Here is a 16960-nt window from a genome sequence, read left to right on the forward strand (position 1 = left end):
TGTGTTATTGTATCTATGACTTTGTGGCTAAATTTTAATTATATAAAGACTAAAATAATATATGGAACTTACAGTTACTTATTTTCTTTCAGCAATTCTTTTTCCTTCACTTCCCTACGTAAGCTACTGCTAGAAAAACGGTGATCCCTTACATTAAAATAAAGAACTATCCCCTTTTCTTCACAATAGGTTCGACCGGTAAAATTTTCATCCTTGTATTCGTCCCCAAGAATTCTAACATCTATTTTAAATGAACGCAAAATATCCTCTAAATCCTGTTCCGTTGCATAAGGCACAATTTCATCGACAAACCGACAGCCCTTAAGCTGAATATAACGCTCCACAACAGACTGTGCAGGTCGATTCTTTTCTGGACGGTCAATAGTAGGATCAGTTTGCAATCCTGCGATTAAATAATCACATTGCCTTTTGGCCTCTTCCAACATCGTGATATGTCCTGCATGTAACAAATCGAAAGCACTAAAAGTGATACCTATTCTCATATATTTTAATTTAATCGAATTCAAAAAATACTGCTTTTATTATCTGTTTATTATTATTGAGTATCCTCTACAATCTACCATCTATAATATTTCCCAACACTCCTTTTACATCGTAGATGATACTAGTTGTATTTTGAAGCGTTGATAAATCCATTTTTAAAAACGGAGTATGTGCTACTCCTAATACGATGGCATCAAATTTTCTATTTGGTATCTGATTTGTTGTACTTAGCTGATATTCTTTTTCTACTTCAGCTGGATTAGCCAATGGATCAAATGTTGTAACTGAAATTCCATATTCCTGCAATGCTTTAATCACATCTACAATTTTGGTGTTACGAACATCAGGACAGTTTTCTTTAAAAGTAATTCCCAGCATTAAAAGCGAAGCTCCATTAACTGAAATCCCTTTTTTTATCATCAATTTAACTACCTGAGCTGCTACATATTCCCCCATACTGTCATTCAAACGACGTCCAGCCAATATTATTTCAGGATGATATCCTAATTCTTGTGCTTTTTGCGCTAAATAGTAAGGATCAACACCAATGCAATGTCCTCCAACTAATCCGGGTTTGAAAGGCAAAAAATTCCATTTGGTTCCCGCTGCTTCTAAAACTGCCTGAGTATCAATATCCATCAAATTGAATATTTTAGCCAATTCGTTTACAAAAGCTATATTGATATCACGTTGGGAGTTTTCAATTACCTTGGCAGCCTCAGCCACTTTTATAGAAGGAGCTAAATGCGTTCCTGCCGTGATTACTGATTGGTATAAGGCATTTACTTTTTGTCCAATTTCCGGAGTAGAGCCAGCGGTAACTTTCAAAATTTTATCTACTGTGTGTTCTTTATCCCCTGGATTGATTCTTTCAGGAGAATAACCCGCAAAAAAATCAATATTAAATTGCAATCCTGAAATTCGTTCTAAAACGGGCACACATTCATCTTCGGTTACTCCAGGATAAACGGTTGACTCATAAATTACAACATCTCCTTTTTTCAAAACCTTGCCCACTGTTTCACTGGCTTTATACAAAGGTGTCAGATCAGGACGGTTGTTTTTATCAACAGGAGTAGGAACTGTTACAATATAATAATCACAATCGGCAATGTCTTTTAATTGATTGGTACAATAAAGACCATTTTTATTTTGCGTCTCGACTCCGCTCGACATGACAGCCGTAGAAATCAAAACCGATTTTAAAATATTCTCTTCTATTTCAAAAGTACTATCAATTCCAAGGCGTAATTCATCAATTCGTTTTTGATTGATATCAAATCCAACAACAGCATATTTTGTAGCAAATAGTCTTGCTAAAGGCAAGCCTACATACCCAAGACCTATAACTGCTATTTTAGAATTAAAATCCATCAATTTACTCTTATTTATATTGCTATTTATGGAGTAGCTACCAACGCTTCGCGGTTCCAACCCACAAAAACGGGCAGAAAAATATTGATTTTTTGAGTGCAAATATAACTACTAAAAGCCTAATTTCCATTACTTATTTTATAGTTAAAGTTCACAAACAAAACATCAAATAATAACAAACTCATAAACAACTACTAATCAAGGCAAAGTATCAATTTACCAAAGAAATATTATTTAAAAATATCACCTAATTTAGTGATGCCAAAAAACACAAAAATAAAGGTTTAATCCTACTTATTTAACAAAAAATAGAAACCAAAACTTTATATTTTACTCAACACATAATAAGAATGCGTCTAAATCTTTCTATCACAATAGAAAGATTTAGACGCATCATAAAAAATTAAAAAATATATCATTTAAGTTTCATCTTCAAAACACAGCCCATAGACTCCAATACCAAAACATAATGAGTCTTATTTACTTCCTGAACTATGGCTTCCTGAGATTTAAAAGGCCCTGATTCCAGAGTCACTTTGTCCCCTACTTGTAAAGAAGAAACTGAAATCTCATACTGATCAGGAGTAGTGAGCCATTTTTTTATGGTATTAATTTCTTCATCACGTACAATTGCCGGTTTTCCTAACCAAAAAAGATAACGCACCGCCCCTGTAGATTGAAAAACTAAATTCCGATCTGCCTCAGCTAAACGAACAAAAACATAAGAATTAAAAAGAGGAACTTCTACCTTTTTTTTTCTATCCGACCATTGACGTACTTGAGTCACTATAGGACAATAACATTCAATCCCTCTTTCGATTAATTGTTCCGCTACTTTTTTCTCCCATTTCGGTTTTGTATAAACTACATACCAATTCATTTTTTTTTCTACTTTGATATAGAAACACAAAAGTTCTATATATTTTTAAACTGACTACGCTTCGACTCCCTCTCCTTTGGAGAGGGTTGGGGTGAGGATTTTACGATCCTATTGCCTGATAAACAAAACCTATTTTCTCTAAATCAGATCCATTTAATATGTTTCTTCCATCGAATACAAAGGCAGGTTTTTGCATAGAATCGTAGATTTTCTGCCAGTCGTAAGCAACAAACTCATCCCACTCAGTAAGTACTGCAATTGCATGAGCTCCCGCACAAGCCTCATAAGGATTTTCGAAAGACAAAACACTGTTTACATTCTCATCAGCTGCTCTTGACTCCAAATAATCCAAATCGGCTAAAACCTTTTTTCTGGATACTTTCGGGTCATAAACAGCAATTTTAGCATTTTCACTTATTAAATCATCCGCTACATATATAGCCGCTGATTCTCTGGTATCGTTAGTATCTTTTTTGAAAGCCCAACCTAAGAATGTAATCTTTTTATCAGAAACAGTATTATAAAGTGTTTTTACAATATTATTTGAGAAACGTCTTTTTTGATGATCATTCATTATAATCACCTGCTCCCAATAATCGGCTACCTCGTTTAAGCCATAAGATTTTGCTATATAAACCAAATTAAGAATATCTTTTTGAAAACAAGAACCTCCAAAACCTACTGAAGCTTTTAAAAATTTTGGCCCTATCCTACTATCCATTCCAATAGCTCTTGCTACCTCATTCACATCGGCACCCGTTTTTTCACAAAGTTCAGACATCGCATTTATCGACGAGATTCTTTGTGCCAAAAAAGCATTTGCTGTCAACTTTGATAATTCAGATGACCATACATTAGTCGTCAAAATTTTATCTTCGGAAACCCAATTAGCATAAACATCAACCAATGCCTGAATCGCTTTTTGTCCTTCTTCGGTAGTATCTCCACCTATTAAAATTCTATCTGGGTTTAATAAATCCTGAACAGCTGTTCCTTCTGCCAAAAATTCAGGGTTAGACAAAATTTGGAATTTCACCCCATTACCTGTATTATCTAAAATACTCTTAATCGCCTCCGCTGTTCGTACCGGCAAAGTCGATTTTTCTACTACTATTTTATTTTCTTTAGCAACCTTAGCAATCTGTCTGGCACATAACTCAATGAATTTTAAATCAGCCGCCATTCCTTTCCCTTTCCCATAGGTCTTCGTTGGTGTATTTACCGAGATAAATATCATTTGCGCCTCATCTATCGCTTTTTCAACATCTGTAGAAAAAAACAAATTTCGCCCCCTAGCCTCTTTAACAATGTCCGAAAGTCCTGGTTCGTAAATCGGAATTTTATTTACATCCTCATCATTCCAGGCTGCAATTCTTTCTTCGTTTAAATCCACAACAGTCACTTGTATCTGTGGACATTTTTGTGCTATAACAGCCATTGTAGGGCCTCCAACATAGCCCGCTCCAATGCAACAAATTTTTGTAATTCCCATTTATTTCATTATGTGTTATGCGTTATAGGTTATAGGTTATGTGTTATGAGATATGAAATCAAAAGCAACTTCTAACTCCTAACTTCTAACTCCCAACTTACTTCCTACTTCAAATTATTCCAATACCAATCTACTGCAATCTTAAGTCCTTCTTGTAAAGAATATTGCGGATTATAAGCCAACAATTCTTTTGCTTTATCAATACTAGCTAATGAATGCGGAATATCCCCTGCTCTGTTTGCCCCATGAATAACTGCCACTTCTGCAATTTTAGCATCATAGGCACTTAAATATTCTTTTAAATAAGCAACCAAATCATTCAAAGTATTTCTATCTCCGTAAGCTGTATTGTAAACAGTGTTAACAGCCTCAATTTCATCTGTCGAAATAGCCAATTCATTCATTTGAATCACATTATCGATATAAGTGAAATCACGTGAATAATTCCCATCGCCATTGATGGTAATACTTTCGTGATTCATCAATTGCATCACAAATTTAGGAATCACTGCCGCATAAGCGCCATTCGGATCTTGTTTTCTTCCAAAAACATTAAAATAACGTAAACCTATCGTTTCTACCCCATAAGTTTTACTGAAAATCTCAGCATACAGTTCGTTTACATATTTAGTAATTGCATAAGGCGAAAGCGGCTTCCCGATTACTTCTTCTACTTTTGGCAATCCTACTGAATCCCCATAAGTTGAAGAACTGGCAGCATACACAAAACGTTTCACTTTAGCTTCGGTAGCGGCTTGCAACATATTCAGAAATCCTGAAACGTTGACATCATTCGTAGTAATAGGATCATTAATAGAACGCGGCACCGAACCTAAAGCGGCCTGATGCAACACATAATCAACTCCTTCTACTGCATTTTTACAATCTTCAAAATTTCGTATATCGCCTTCAATCAAAAGAAAATTAGGATTAGGTATACATTCTTTCAAATTATGACGGTGACCTGTGGCAAAATTATCCAAACAAATTACTTTATTGCCTTTTGACAAAAAATATTCACAAAGATTAGAACCAATAAAACCAGCTCCTCCTGTTATTAAAATGCTATATTTTGTTATTTCTCTCATTTTTTTTTAAAATTTGCTGTTGAGCGTGTTTATTTTTTTTCAAAAAAATCATTGGCAAAATTATCAAAAAGTAAGTTCGATGAGTAATTTTATTCAACTTTAAACAAAACGTGATTCTTCCCTAACTCCAACTGTCCTTAACTTCCGCAGTCGAGTGTCAAATGTTTGAAGAATGCGTAAAAAGAAAAGCTGTTTGATCCGCCGCGGCGGAGAGTTCTTTTCTTTTAGCATTCGAAAACTAATTTGACCGACGAGGAAGAGCAAGACTTGATTTTTTTGTTTCTTTTTTGATCAAGCAAAAAAGAAAATTCCTTTTCCATACAATTCTAAACACCCCTACGCTTTTCTAATCTTTTTAAGTAATTTTTGTATCAATCCTTTCGGTTTTTCCTCCTCATGATAACCATTTGAATAATCCCCATAACCGTATCCATAACTATATGCTGATCCGTATTTAGCCTTATTTTCAAAACCGTTCAAAATAATACTAACATTAGTTATTTCTTCTCTTTTAACTCTATTATTCAACAAAGCAATCATCTCTTTCTTAGTTATATTTTGCCTTACTATATACAAAGTTACATCAGCATATTGCGCAAGCTCTAACGAATCTGAAACTAAGCCAACCGGAGGAGTATCTAAAATAATATAATCATATTTCGCCTTTAATTCTTCCATTAACTCTGTCATAGCTCCTCCAATAATTAGCTCTGAAGGATTAGGTGGAATAGGCCCCGAAAGGATAACATCTAAATAAGGAACTGCTGTTTTATTTACTATTTCTTCCAGACTTTTTTGTTTGATTAAATAATTAACCACACCAACATCACTTGATAAATTAAATTCTTGAGCCAATTTTGGTTTTCTTAAATCCAATCCAACAATTACAGTTTTCTTTTCACTTAAAGCAAAAACTGTCGCAATATTTATCGAACAAAAGGTCTTTCCTTCACCACTGACAGAAGAGGTTATCATAAGTGTTTTTGCACCTTCTACATGTTGTTTTTTGTACAAAAACTGTAAGGAAGAACGAATAGCTCTAAAAGATTCCGATAAAGCGGATTTAGGTTTATCAAAAACTGCCAATTCCCCTTTATCTTTATAGACACCTACAACTCCTATTAAAGGAATTTGAGTTTGCTTACTAACATCTTCTACATTTTGAACCGAATTATTAATACAGAAGACAACGAATATAAAAAGCAACGGAATAAAGATTCCGAGAAAAAGTGCCAATACATAATTCACCGATGTTTTAGGACCAATTAATCCTCCTCCTACATCTTTAGCCGGATCTATAAAATGAATATCTGATAAATTTGCTGCTTTTACAATATCGGCTTCGCTTCTTTTTTGTAAAAATGTGCTGTAAATATTATCGCTTAAATCGTATTTCCTTTTAATTTTTATTAATTCCTGTTGGTCATCAGGCAACTGTTTGATATTTCCTTCAGCTTGATTAATTTTACTATTAACCAACCTTAAATCAAACTGTAAAGATGATTTTGCACTAGCTATATTCTCTAACAAAACACTTTTAATAGCTTCCATCTGGTTATCAAAATCCCTGAATATCTTATCACTTTTTACAGCATAAGCCATTTCCGAACGTTGTGTAGAAAGCGCAATCAATTTAGAAATATTAGCTACAATATTTGGATCATCTATTCCTGCAACTGATGGTGCCGGAAGTTTAGAATAATCAACACTATTTTTCAAATAGGCTTTAAGCGAATTGTAATAGGTGATTTTTCTAGCAATAGCATCTTTTTCTACATCATATTGAAGAATTTTGTCCGAAAACTTAGCCCCTCCATCTTCAATATTAAAAACATCTTTTCCTCTCTTGAAGGACTTTAATTCTTCGCCAGCTGTCTTTAATTGTGATTCCATAGCAACAAGTGTACTATCTATAAAAGCAATTGTATTGGTTGCAAATTGATTTTTGTTATCCAATTGCCTTTTGATAAGCATATTGACAGTCGCATTAAGATATTCGACCATCCTAGCCTTATTAGTACCCTGTAATCTCAAAGTTAATATAGACGCTCCTTTATCATCAGCTTCTACACCAATTCCTTTATAGCGAGACACTACACCATTAAAATCATTAAATCGAACAAAATATTCTTTGCCTTTGTAAAATCCCGGATTGTCTTTTATTTGTAATTTCCAATGTAAAAAAGGCAACGAAACCTGTTCTCCCACTCTGTACGTTTTAACAAAATCGCCAACAGCCACAGCAGTACTACTATATGAATTATCCGAATAAGTAATTAATGAAGCCGAATTACCCTCGAACGGAATTTTTATTTGATATTCGGATTCGCTTAAAAATGTAATACTAATCAATCCTCCCGACAACTGTCCTTTGTTTTTATCGATATTCACATAAAACGGAACAGCTCCATAAGCATCAACCATATTGTACTTTTCCTGCACCAAATAATCGATGTAATACTGTAATTGATCAACTACTAATTCGTTATGAGACCGGGATTGCAATGTGGTTGAAACAGTTTGCATTTGATCAGAAACTCCTCCCCAATTAAATGTCAAACTCGTATTGGAAGTAAACAATGGATTACTTTCTTCTTTTATAGAAATTAAAGTTCCCATTTCGTAAATTTTCTCTTTACGAATATTAACCTGATAAGCAATGGTAAAAGCAATAATCAAACTTACCAAAAACCATTTCCAATAACTTAATATCTTTATAAGTAATCCTTTAAAGTCAAAGCTTACCTGATTTTCAAAAAGGGAAAAATCTTTTATATCTAACATTTTTTGAAATGTGTTTTATCTTTTTAATAATAAAAAAACAGTTGTTGTTAAAGATATTAACGTTAATATAGTCCCTAAAGACTCTATACCCGTTTTTCCTGTACCCCAAGTTTTTTGCTTGAGCGGTTTTACATAAATATAATCATTAGGCTGCAAATAAAAATAAGGCGAGTTCACTACATTAATATCTGTAAGATCAATATCGTGCATCTCATTTCCTGTGGGTGTTTTACGGATAATAGTTACCGCTTTTCTATTTCCTATAAGTGTAATATCGCCAGCATTAGCAATAGCTTCCATAATATTCACATGCTCCTGAAACAAGGTTTTAGTTCCTGTACTTCCTATTTCACCATTTATGGTATAACGAAAGCCAGCCAATTTTACTATCACAAAAATATTAGCTTCTTTTTTGAAATACTCAGCTAACAATTGTTTTTCAATACGCTGTCTTACCTCGTCAAGAGTATATCCTATTACATTCAACTCCCCTAAAACTGGCATTCTAATATTCCCATGATCATCAACCGTAAAACCACCAAAATACAAAGCTGCTTCAGACTTTCCTGATTCTCCTTCATTTGTAGTGTTAAAAATCTCAACTAATTTAGGATCGTTTGCTTTAATGCTAATACTTAAAACATCATTAGATTGTAAACGATAAGGTTTAGACATTACAGCCGAAATTGAAGTTTCAATATTTGTTTCATTTTTATTTTGCAAATAAACCAAATCTCTTGTTGATATACAGGAGGAAAACAACACACTAATACTTAGCAATAAACCAAATAGATACTTACCCATTTTATTATTTTAGATAACAAATATAGCTTTTCATTTATTATATTAAAAGCCTCGTTATTATTAAACCAATTAATTATTTTTAATCGCCTTTTCAAAAGGCAAACGCTGTAAAATACTTCGTCCTAAAGTCACTTCGTCGGCATATTCTAATTCGTCTCCTACGGCAATTCCTCTGGCAATAGTGGAAATTATGATATCCGAATCGGAGATTTGCTTATAAATATAAAAATTAGTGGTATCTCCTTCCATCGTAGAACTCAATGCAAAAATCACCTCAATCAATTTTCCTGATTTCACCTTTTCTACTAAACTGGCAATCTTTAATTGGCTTGGCCCCACTCCGTCAATTGGCGAAATTTTACCTCCCAAAACATGGTATACACCTTTAAACTGCCCTGTGTTTTCAATTGCCATCACATCGCGAATGTCTTCAACAACACATACCACTTGGTGATTTCTGTTCTTATTACTGCATATTTCACAAATTGCGGTATCCGAAATATTATGACAGCTTTCGCAAAATTTAATATCCTCACGCATATTGACTAATGCCTGGGTTAAAAAACCAGTTTGTTCCTTAGGCTGTTTTAACAAATGCAACACTAATCGCAAAGCCGTTCTTTTTCCAATTCCGGGCAATTGCGATATTTCATTTACTGCTTTCTCTAATAATTTTGAAGAAAATTCCATAGTTGCAAATGTAACAATTTGTTTATTGAAATAATTGATTATTCTAAAATGCCTTTTAAAATTCGGATACTTTTTAAATTGGCATTTCACACCACGGTTGCTTGCTTAAAAAATTGTATTTTGGCTATTATAAATCCAGGAAAATGACACCAGCCACAATACTAACACTCATTGTTATTTACTTCGGAATTCTATTTGCAATAGCTCATTTCACAAGTAAAAACAACAATGGAAATGATGCTTTTTTTAAAGCAAATAAAAATTCCAAATGGTATTTGGTTGCTTTTGGAATGATTGGAACCGCCCTATCAGGAGTCACTTTTATTTCTGTCCCCGGAGAAGTAGGTTCTCCCAATGGAGAGCAATTCAAATATTTTCAATTTGTCTTAGGCAATGCAATAGGTTTTATAATCGTTGCCAAAATACTATTACCATTATATTATCGAATGAACCTCACTTCGATTTATAGTTATATTGAACAACGACTTGGTTTCTACTCCTACAAAACAGCGGCCTCTATTTTTTTAATTAGCCGAACCATTGGTTCCTCCTTTAGATTATATCTCGTAGTTATCGTGCTGCAACGTTTTGTGTTTGATTATTACCAAATCCCATTTGCTGTTACCGTCATAATTTCATTAGCTCTAATCTTTGCCTATACTTATCGCGGTGGTTTAAAAACAATTATTATCACTGATACTTTGCAGACTTTTTTCTTAGTAAGCTCCGTTTTCTTAACCATTTACTTTATTTGTCAAAGCCTAAATTTGAATGTATTTCAAGCATTCGAAGTGGTAAAAAACAGTAATTATTCAAAAACTTTTTTCTTTGACGACTTTCTAACGAATAAATTCCATTTTGTAAAGCAAATTCTCGGAGGAATATTTGTGACAATCGCCATGGTAGGCCTGGACCAAGACTTGATGCAAAAAAACCTAAGTTGCGCTAACATTGGCGAAGCCCAAAAAAACATGTTTACCTTCACTGGAATTTTCGTCATTATCAATCTTTTCTTTTTAAGTGTTGGCGCCTTGCTTTACATTTATGCTACAAAAAATGGTGTTGAAATCCCGAAAGATCTAATAACAGGAAAACCCAGAACCGATTTACTTTTTCCTGAAATTGCTTTTCATCATCTGAGCATTGTTCCTTCAGTGATTTTTTTATTAGGATTAACCGCCGCCACTTTCGCCACAACCGATTCGGCTTTAACAGCGCTAACGACTTCTTTTTGCGTCGATTTTTTAGGAATGGATAAAACCGAGAATTTAGATAAACCTAATATTATAAGGACAAGACATTTTACGCATCTTGGATTTTCTTTCTTGATGTTTCTAGTAATCGTATTTTTTAATTCCATCAACGATAGTTCGGTAGTTGGAATGATTTTCAGAGTCGCCTCCTATACCTATGGTCCATTATTAGGTTTGTATTGCTTTGGACTATTTCTAAAATCAAAAACGGTAAAAGACCGTTACGTTCCTTTTGTCTGCGTCTCTTCACCTGCACTCACTTATTTTATCAGCGAACATTCAAAGGATTTTTTAATGGGATACACTTTTGACAACGAATTAATCATCATCAACGGATTAATTACTCTTGTAGGTTTATTATTGATTAGCAAAACCACCAAAGATAAAATCAGTTTTTAGATTAAAACAAAAAAAGCCATCTTCTTGACGAAAACGGCTTTAGTATTTTTTCAAATAAGATAATTAATATTGATTTGTCACCAACAAAGTCAGCGTACAAGCTACATCAACTTTTATATTATTTAATTCTAAAAGTTGGTACAACTCAGGATTCTCAGTTCCTGGATTAAAAACAACACGTTTAGGCTGTGCTTCTACTATATAATTATAATAATCGCGTTGATTTTTGGCATTTAAATACAAAGAAATCGTATCAATATTTTTTATAGGAATAGCTTTAGTCCTAATTTTAATTCCTGCTACCTCTCCTGCATTTTGACCAATAGCAAGAACCGAATGTCCTTTTTCTACAAGCATTTCAATTGCTTTAAACACTGGCTTATGAGTCTTTGTGGAGGCTCCAAGAACCAAGGTTTTTTTATTTTTCATTTAGAGTATTATTTTTCACAAAAGTAATAAAAATACAGCTAGCATCGCGCTATTAAAACGAAACTAACTTTTTAAGTCATTTAATTCTTAGGCAGGAAAATTTCAGCCATCATACATCGGGCACTTCCACCACCACAAGTTTCAATAGTTTGCAAATTAGCACTCAAAATACTCGCATGTTTTTCTAATTGTGTTTTTTGCGCAGCGTTCAATGACTCCGCAGCAGCGGTGCTCATCACAATATATCTCTTGTCATTAGTTCCTGAAAGTTCTAATACATTTCCAGCAAAATGCTCCACTTGTTTCTCAGTAATTAAAACTAGCTCTTTTCCACTAGCTCTTAGATTATCCAAAACCATTTTGCGTTCTTTTTTATCGTCAATCATATCGGCGCAAATTATTGCAAAATGCTCTCCAACACTCATCATAACATTAGTATGATAGATTAATTTTCGTTTTCCATCAACTGTATGGAAAGCTTCAAAAATTACTGGTGCAGCATCAAAATCTTCACAGAATTCAATAAAAAGCTCTTCATTAGCTCTTGGAGACAAAGCACAATAGGCTATTGATTTCGCCCTATCTAAAACCAAACTCCCGGTTCCTTCAAGAAAAACACCATCTTCCTCAGCCGATGTAAAATCGATAACATTTTCAATTACAAAACCTTTCTCTTCCAGTAAATCTAAAATATCTTCCCGACGTTCGGCTCTACGATTCTCTGCAAACATTGGATACAAAACCACATCTCCATTATCATGAAATGAAATCCAATTATTTGGAAAAATACTATCAGGCGTATCTGTTTCTGGAGTATCATCTACCACAACAACATTAACCCCTACACTTTGAAGATGAATTACTAAGGCGTCAAATTCTTGTTGCGCTTTAGCATTTACTGCTGCTGGCAGCATTCCGCTTAATTCCTTTTGAAAATAATTATTTTCTGTCGTTTGCTCATTCATTCGAAAAGCTACCGGACGAATCATCAAAACTGAATTTGTTACTTGTTTCATTTAATTCAAAACTATTATTTATTGCTTACACCAAAGATAAAAAAAAGCTTCACTTTTCAGTGAAGCTTTTGCTTTGATATAATCTATATTATACTGGTTTTTTAAACTCTCTTAATGGAGATCCAGTGTAAATTTGTCTTGGTCTTCCAATTGGCTCTTTGTTTTCACGCATTTCTTTCCATTGTGCAATCCAACCTGGTAATCTTCCAATTGCAAACATTACTGTAAACATATCAGTAGGAATTCCCAAAGCTCTGTAGATAATTCCTGAATAGAAATCTACGTTTGGATATAAATTTCTAGCTTTGAAGTATTCATCTTCTAAAGCTGCTGCTTCTAATTTTTTAGCAATTTCCAAAATTGGATCATCAACTCCTAAAGTCTCTAATACTTCTTTAGCTGCTTTTTTGATAATTTTAGCACGTGGATCGAAATTTTTGTAAACTCTGTGTCCGAATCCCATTAATCTAAATGGATCGTTTTTATCTTTTGCTTTAGCCAAATACTTTTCAGTATCCCCACCGTTTTGGTGAATCTCTTCTAACATTTCCAATACCGCTTGGTTTGCACCTCCGTGTAATGGTCCCCACAAAGCAGAAACTCCAGCAGAGATAGAAGCAAATAAACCTGCATGAGAAGAACCTACCATTCTTACTGTAGAAGTAGAACAGTTTTGCTCGTGATCAGCGTGAAGAATAAATAATTTATCTAAGGCTTCAGTTACAATAGGGCTTAATTTATAAGGCTCTGTAGGTAATTCAAACATTAACCTCATAAAGTTCTCTACATATCCTTTAGTATTATCATAATAATTCAAAGGATAACCCATTGATTTTCTATAGGTCCAAGTTGCGATAACCAAGAATTTACCCATAGTTTTACAAACTGCCTGATATAATTCTTTTTCATTCTCAACATTAACTGATTTAGGATTGAAAGCTGTCAATGCACTTGTCAAAGCTGCTAAAACACCCATTGGATGTGCAGTTTTAGGGAAACCATCGATGATACCTTTCATTTCCTCATTTACTAAGGTATGTTTTCTAATATCTGTTTCAAATTGTTCTAATTGAGCAGCCTTTGGTAATTCACCAAAAATTAAAAGATAAGAAACTTCTAAAAAGTTAGCTTGATCCGCTAAATCTTCAATAGCATATCCTCTATAACGCAAAATCCCCAATTCTCCATCTAAGAAAGTAATTCCACTAGTACAAGAACCTGAATTTTTAAAACCTGGATCAATAGTAATTGCCCCTGTTAAATCTCTTAATTTGTTAATATTGATCGCTTCTTCGTTCTCGCTTCCTTTAATAACAGGAAACTCATACTTCTTACCATCAATTTCTAATATAGCTGTTTTTGACATAATAATTTGAAATAAATCTTTACACTTAATAATTTACCAAATCTAAGGATAATAACATTAATTAAAAAGAGAAAAAAGTAGTGATATTGTTAAATTTGAAAAAAAAAGCCACTCTTTTAATAAGAGTGGCTTTCAAAAACAACAAATCGTTATTCTTATTTTATTTTAAAGGCTTTTTTTCCAGGAAAATAAGCTGTATTTCCTAATTCTTCTTCAATTCTAATCAATTGATTGTACTTAGCCATACGGTCAGAACGTGAAGCTGAACCTGTTTTAATTTGACCACAGTTTAAAGCTACTGCTAAATCAGCAATTGTATTATCTTCAGTCTCTCCTGAACGGTGAGACATTACTGAAGTATATCCTGCATTTTTAGCCATGTTAACTGCTGCAATAGTTTCAGTTAAAGTTCCAATTTGGTTTACTTTAATAAGGATTGAGTTAGCAATTCCTTTTTCGATACCAGTTGACAAACGCTCAACATTAGTTACAAACAAATCATCACCTACTAATTGAACTTTATCTCCAATTTTTTCAGTCAATAATTTCCATCCTTCCCAGTCGTTTTCATCCATACCGTCTTCGATAGAGATAATTGGGTATTTAGTTGTTAAATCAGCTAAATATTCAGCTTGTTCAGCAGAAGTTCTAACTTTTCCAGTTTCTCCTTCAAATTTAGAGTAATCGTATTTTCCGTTTACATAAAATTCAGCAGAAGCACAGTCTAAAGCAATCATAATTTCGTCACCAAAAGTATAACCAGCTTTCTCAACTGCTAATTTGATAGTATCCAAAGCATCTTCAGTACCACCAGCCAAGTTTGGAGCAAAACCTCCTTCGTCACCTACAGCTGTAGAAAGACCTCTATCGTGTAATACTTTTTTCAAACTATGGAAAATTTCAGTACCCATTTGCATAGAGTGAGAAAAAGAAGTTGCTTTTACTGGGAAAATCATGAATTCTTGAAAAGCAATCGGAGCATCAGAGTGAGAACCACCGTTGATGATGTTCATCATTGGAACAGGTAATGTATTTGCAGAAACTCCACCTACATATCTGTATAAAGGTAATCCCAATTCAGCAGCAGCAGCTTTAGCAACAGCCAAAGAAACTCCTAAAATTGCATTAGCTCCTAATTTAGATTTGTTTGGAGTACCATCTAAATCAATCATTAATTGATCGATAAGATTTTGTTCGAAAACAGAAGTTCCAACAAGTTCTTCAGCAATAACAGTATTAACATTGTTCACTGCATTTAAAACTCCTTTTCCTAAGAAAGCTTTTCCACCATCACGTAATTCTACAGCTTCGTGTTCTCCAGTTGAAGCTCCAGATGGAACTGCCGCTCTTCCTAAAACACCGTTTTCTGTAATTACATCTACTTCTACAGTAGGATTACCTCTTGAATCGAAAATTTGTCTTGCATGAATTTTGATAATAATACTCATATTACTTAGTTTTTAATTTTTTAGAATACAAATATATTCTAAGTTTTTCAAACAAAGTACTATTTTTTTTAATCGTTATCAACGAAAACGTTATAAATTCATTTTTTAAACATAATTTAAAATAAAATTTACAAATTAAAGACAGAACCGAAATTTAGAGCAAAAAAAACAGGCTAAACAAAAAATGCTTAGCCTGTTTTAATATCTTAAAAAAAAAATTACTTCTTTAAATTCTCAATAAATTGATCAAATAAATAAGAAGAATCATGTGGGCCAGGACTTGCTTCTGGGTGGTATTGAACAGAAAAACAATTTTTATTTTTCATTCTCATACCAGCAACAGTTCCATCATTCAAATGAAGATGCGTAATTTCCATTTCCGGATTAGCTTCCAGCTCTTCTCTATTTACTGCAAAACCGTGATTTTGAGAAGTAATCTCACCTTTACCAGTAATCAAATTACTTACAGGATGATTAATTCCACGGTGACCATTAAACATTTTATAGGTTGAAATCCCATTTGCTAAACCAATTACTTGGTGTCCTAAACAAATTCCAAACAAAGGCTTATTATTTGCCAAAATTTCTTTAGCTACTCCAATTGCACTTTCTAATGGTTCTGGATCTCCAGGTCCATTGGAAAGAAAGAAACCATCAGGATTGAAAGACGCTAAATCAGCATAAGAAGCATCATAAGGATATACCTTAATATAACAATCTCTTTTAGCCAGATTGCGAAGAATATTTGTTTTAATTCCTAAATCTAAAGCAGACACTTTATATTTAGCATTTTCATCTCCGTAAAAGTAAGGCTCTTTAGTAGAAACTTTAGAAGCTAATTCCAAACCTTTCATATCCGGAACACTAGCTAAAGCCGCTTTTAATTCTTCGATAGGAGTATCATCTGTACAAATTACAGAGTTCATTGCTCCATTTTCTCTAATATAACTTACCAAAGCACGAGTATCAACATCTGAGATACAGATTAGATTGTGTTTTGTAAAATAATCTTCTAAACTTCCTAAAGCATCAACTCTGGAATAGTTAAAACTGAAATTTTTACAAACCAAACCTGAAATTTTAATTCCGTTTGACTCTACTTCATTTTCATTAACGCCATAATTTCCAATATGTGCGTTAGTTGCCACCATAATTTGTCCAAAATAAGATGGATCAGTGAAAATTTCTTGATAACCAGTCATTCCTGTATTAAAACAAACTTCACCAAAAGTGGTTCCGCTGATTCCGATAGATTTTCCGTGGAATATAGTTCCGTCACTTAATAAAAGGATGGCGCTTTTTCGTGTTGTGTATTTCATTTGTTTTTAAATATGGTGCAAATTTAATTCATTAAAGGAGTGAAAGCAACAATTTTAAAAAATTATTTTAAAATTGAAATAATACTTATAATTAGTAGCTAACACCAACTCCAG

At 33.4% G+C, this 16960-nt stretch carries 14 protein-coding genes; 1 reads left to right on the forward strand and 13 read right to left on the reverse strand.

Annotated elements, in window-relative coordinates:
- Nucleotides 1-74: 74 nt before the first annotated feature.
- From GTZ96_RS11910 to recR, 8 genes are all read right to left on the reverse strand, one after another.
- A complete protein-coding gene (locus tag GTZ96_RS11910) occupies nucleotides 75-503 on the reverse strand; it encodes an adenylyltransferase/cytidyltransferase family protein (RefSeq protein WP_161644153.1) in 429 nt (142 codons plus the stop codon).
- A 67-nt stretch (nucleotides 504-570) separates the two neighbouring features.
- Nucleotides 571-1878, reverse strand: coding sequence for a nucleotide sugar dehydrogenase (locus GTZ96_RS11915; protein WP_161644154.1), 1308 nt, complete (start codon nucleotides 1876-1878; stop codon nucleotides 571-573).
- A 415-nt stretch (nucleotides 1879-2293) separates the two neighbouring features.
- Nucleotides 2294-2758, reverse strand: a complete 465-nt coding sequence (locus tag GTZ96_RS11920; protein WP_161644155.1) for a UpxY family transcription antiterminator — start codon at nucleotides 2756-2758, stop codon at nucleotides 2294-2296.
- A 100-nt stretch (nucleotides 2759-2858) separates the two neighbouring features.
- The gene (locus GTZ96_RS11925) at nucleotides 2859-4250 is read right to left on the reverse strand and encodes a UDP-glucose 6-dehydrogenase (protein ID WP_161644156.1); all 1392 of its coding nucleotides are present in this window, start codon (nucleotides 4248-4250) and stop codon (nucleotides 2859-2861) included.
- A gap of 104 nt (nucleotides 4251-4354) precedes the next feature.
- On the reverse strand, nucleotides 4355-5338 hold the full coding sequence (locus GTZ96_RS11930) for an SDR family oxidoreductase (RefSeq protein WP_161644157.1): 984 nt from the start codon (nucleotides 5336-5338) through the stop codon (nucleotides 4355-4357).
- Nucleotides 5339-5674: 336 nt separating this feature from the next.
- Entirely contained in the window at nucleotides 5675-8122 is a 2448-nt protein-coding gene (locus tag GTZ96_RS11935; protein WP_161644158.1) for a polysaccharide biosynthesis tyrosine autokinase, read from the reverse strand.
- A 15-nt stretch (nucleotides 8123-8137) separates the two neighbouring features.
- The gene (locus tag GTZ96_RS11940) at nucleotides 8138-8926 is read right to left on the reverse strand and encodes a polysaccharide biosynthesis/export family protein (protein ID WP_161644159.1); all 789 of its coding nucleotides are present in this window, start codon (nucleotides 8924-8926) and stop codon (nucleotides 8138-8140) included.
- 69 nt (nucleotides 8927-8995) lie between these two features.
- Nucleotides 8996-9616 (reverse strand): recombination mediator RecR, encoded by a 621-nt coding sequence (gene recR, locus GTZ96_RS11945; RefSeq protein WP_161644160.1) that lies wholly within the window; start codon nucleotides 9614-9616, stop codon nucleotides 8996-8998.
- A gap of 143 nt (nucleotides 9617-9759) precedes the next feature.
- Between recR and GTZ96_RS11950 the strand changes: the two genes are divergently transcribed.
- Entirely contained in the window at nucleotides 9760-11268 is a 1509-nt protein-coding gene (locus GTZ96_RS11950) for a sodium:solute symporter (protein ID WP_161644161.1), read from the forward strand.
- 63 nt (nucleotides 11269-11331) lie between these two features.
- Here GTZ96_RS11950 and GTZ96_RS11955 read toward each other — a convergent pair whose 3' ends face one another.
- The 5 genes from GTZ96_RS11955 to carA form a co-directional block, all read right to left on the reverse strand.
- Nucleotides 11332-11697 carry a CoA-binding protein gene (locus GTZ96_RS11955; protein ID WP_161644162.1) on the reverse strand — a complete coding sequence of 122 codons (366 nt, stop codon included), beginning with the start codon at nucleotides 11695-11697 and terminating at the stop codon, nucleotides 11332-11334.
- 80 nt (nucleotides 11698-11777) lie between these two features.
- A complete protein-coding gene (ctlX, locus tag GTZ96_RS11960) occupies nucleotides 11778-12713 on the reverse strand; it encodes a citrulline utilization hydrolase CtlX (protein ID WP_161644163.1) in 936 nt (311 codons plus the stop codon).
- Between the two features lie 88 nt (nucleotides 12714-12801).
- A complete protein-coding gene (locus GTZ96_RS11965) occupies nucleotides 12802-14079 on the reverse strand; it encodes a citrate synthase (RefSeq protein ID WP_161644164.1) in 1278 nt (425 codons plus the stop codon).
- Between the two features lie 155 nt (nucleotides 14080-14234).
- The gene (eno, locus tag GTZ96_RS11970) at nucleotides 14235-15527 is read right to left on the reverse strand and encodes a phosphopyruvate hydratase (protein ID WP_161644165.1); all 1293 of its coding nucleotides are present in this window, start codon (nucleotides 15525-15527) and stop codon (nucleotides 14235-14237) included.
- Nucleotides 15528-15745: 218 nt separating this feature from the next.
- Entirely contained in the window at nucleotides 15746-16846 is a 1101-nt protein-coding gene (gene carA, locus GTZ96_RS11975; RefSeq protein ID WP_161644166.1) for a glutamine-hydrolyzing carbamoyl-phosphate synthase small subunit, read from the reverse strand.
- Between the last annotated feature and the right edge of the window lie 114 nt (nucleotides 16847-16960).

Source organism: Flavobacterium undicola (genome assembly GCF_009909155.2).
Taxonomy (GTDB): domain Bacteria; phylum Bacteroidota; class Bacteroidia; order Flavobacteriales; family Flavobacteriaceae; genus Flavobacterium; species Flavobacterium undicola.

Coding starts and splice junctions, on each gene's coding strand:
- GTZ96_RS11910 (WP_161644153.1), bottom strand. CDS start 503: ATGAGAATAGGTATCACTTTTAGTGCTTTCGATTTGTTACATGCAGGA.
- GTZ96_RS11915 (WP_161644154.1), bottom strand. CDS start 1,878: ATGGATTTTAATTCTAAAATAGCAGTTATAGGTCTTGGGTATGTAGGC.
- GTZ96_RS11920 (WP_161644155.1), bottom strand. CDS start 2,758: ATGAATTGGTATGTAGTTTATACAAAACCGAAATGGGAGAAAAAAGTA.
- GTZ96_RS11925 (WP_161644156.1), bottom strand. CDS start 4,250: ATGGGAATTACAAAAATTTGTTGCATTGGAGCGGGCTATGTTGGAGGC.
- GTZ96_RS11930 (WP_161644157.1), bottom strand. CDS start 5,338: ATGAGAGAAATAACAAAATATAGCATTTTAATAACAGGAGGAGCTGGT.
- GTZ96_RS11935 (WP_161644158.1), bottom strand. CDS start 8,122: ATGTTAGATATAAAAGATTTTTCCCTTTTTGAAAATCAGGTAAGCTTT.
- GTZ96_RS11940 (WP_161644159.1), bottom strand. CDS start 8,926: ATGGGTAAGTATCTATTTGGTTTATTGCTAAGTATTAGTGTGTTGTTT.
- recR (WP_161644160.1), bottom strand. CDS start 9,616: ATGGAATTTTCTTCAAAATTATTAGAGAAAGCAGTAAATGAAATATCG.
- GTZ96_RS11950 (WP_161644161.1), top strand. CDS start 9,760: ATGACACCAGCCACAATACTAACACTCATTGTTATTTACTTCGGAATT.
- GTZ96_RS11955 (WP_161644162.1), bottom strand. CDS start 11,697: ATGAAAAATAAAAAAACCTTGGTTCTTGGAGCCTCCACAAAGACTCAT.
- ctlX (WP_161644163.1), bottom strand. CDS start 12,713: ATGAAACAAGTAACAAATTCAGTTTTGATGATTCGTCCGGTAGCTTTT.
- GTZ96_RS11965 (WP_161644164.1), bottom strand. CDS start 14,079: ATGTCAAAAACAGCTATATTAGAAATTGATGGTAAGAAGTATGAGTTT.
- eno (WP_161644165.1), bottom strand. CDS start 15,527: ATGAGTATTATTATCAAAATTCATGCAAGACAAATTTTCGATTCAAGA.
- carA (WP_161644166.1), bottom strand. CDS start 16,846: ATGAAATACACAACACGAAAAAGCGCCATCCTTTTATTAAGTGACGGA.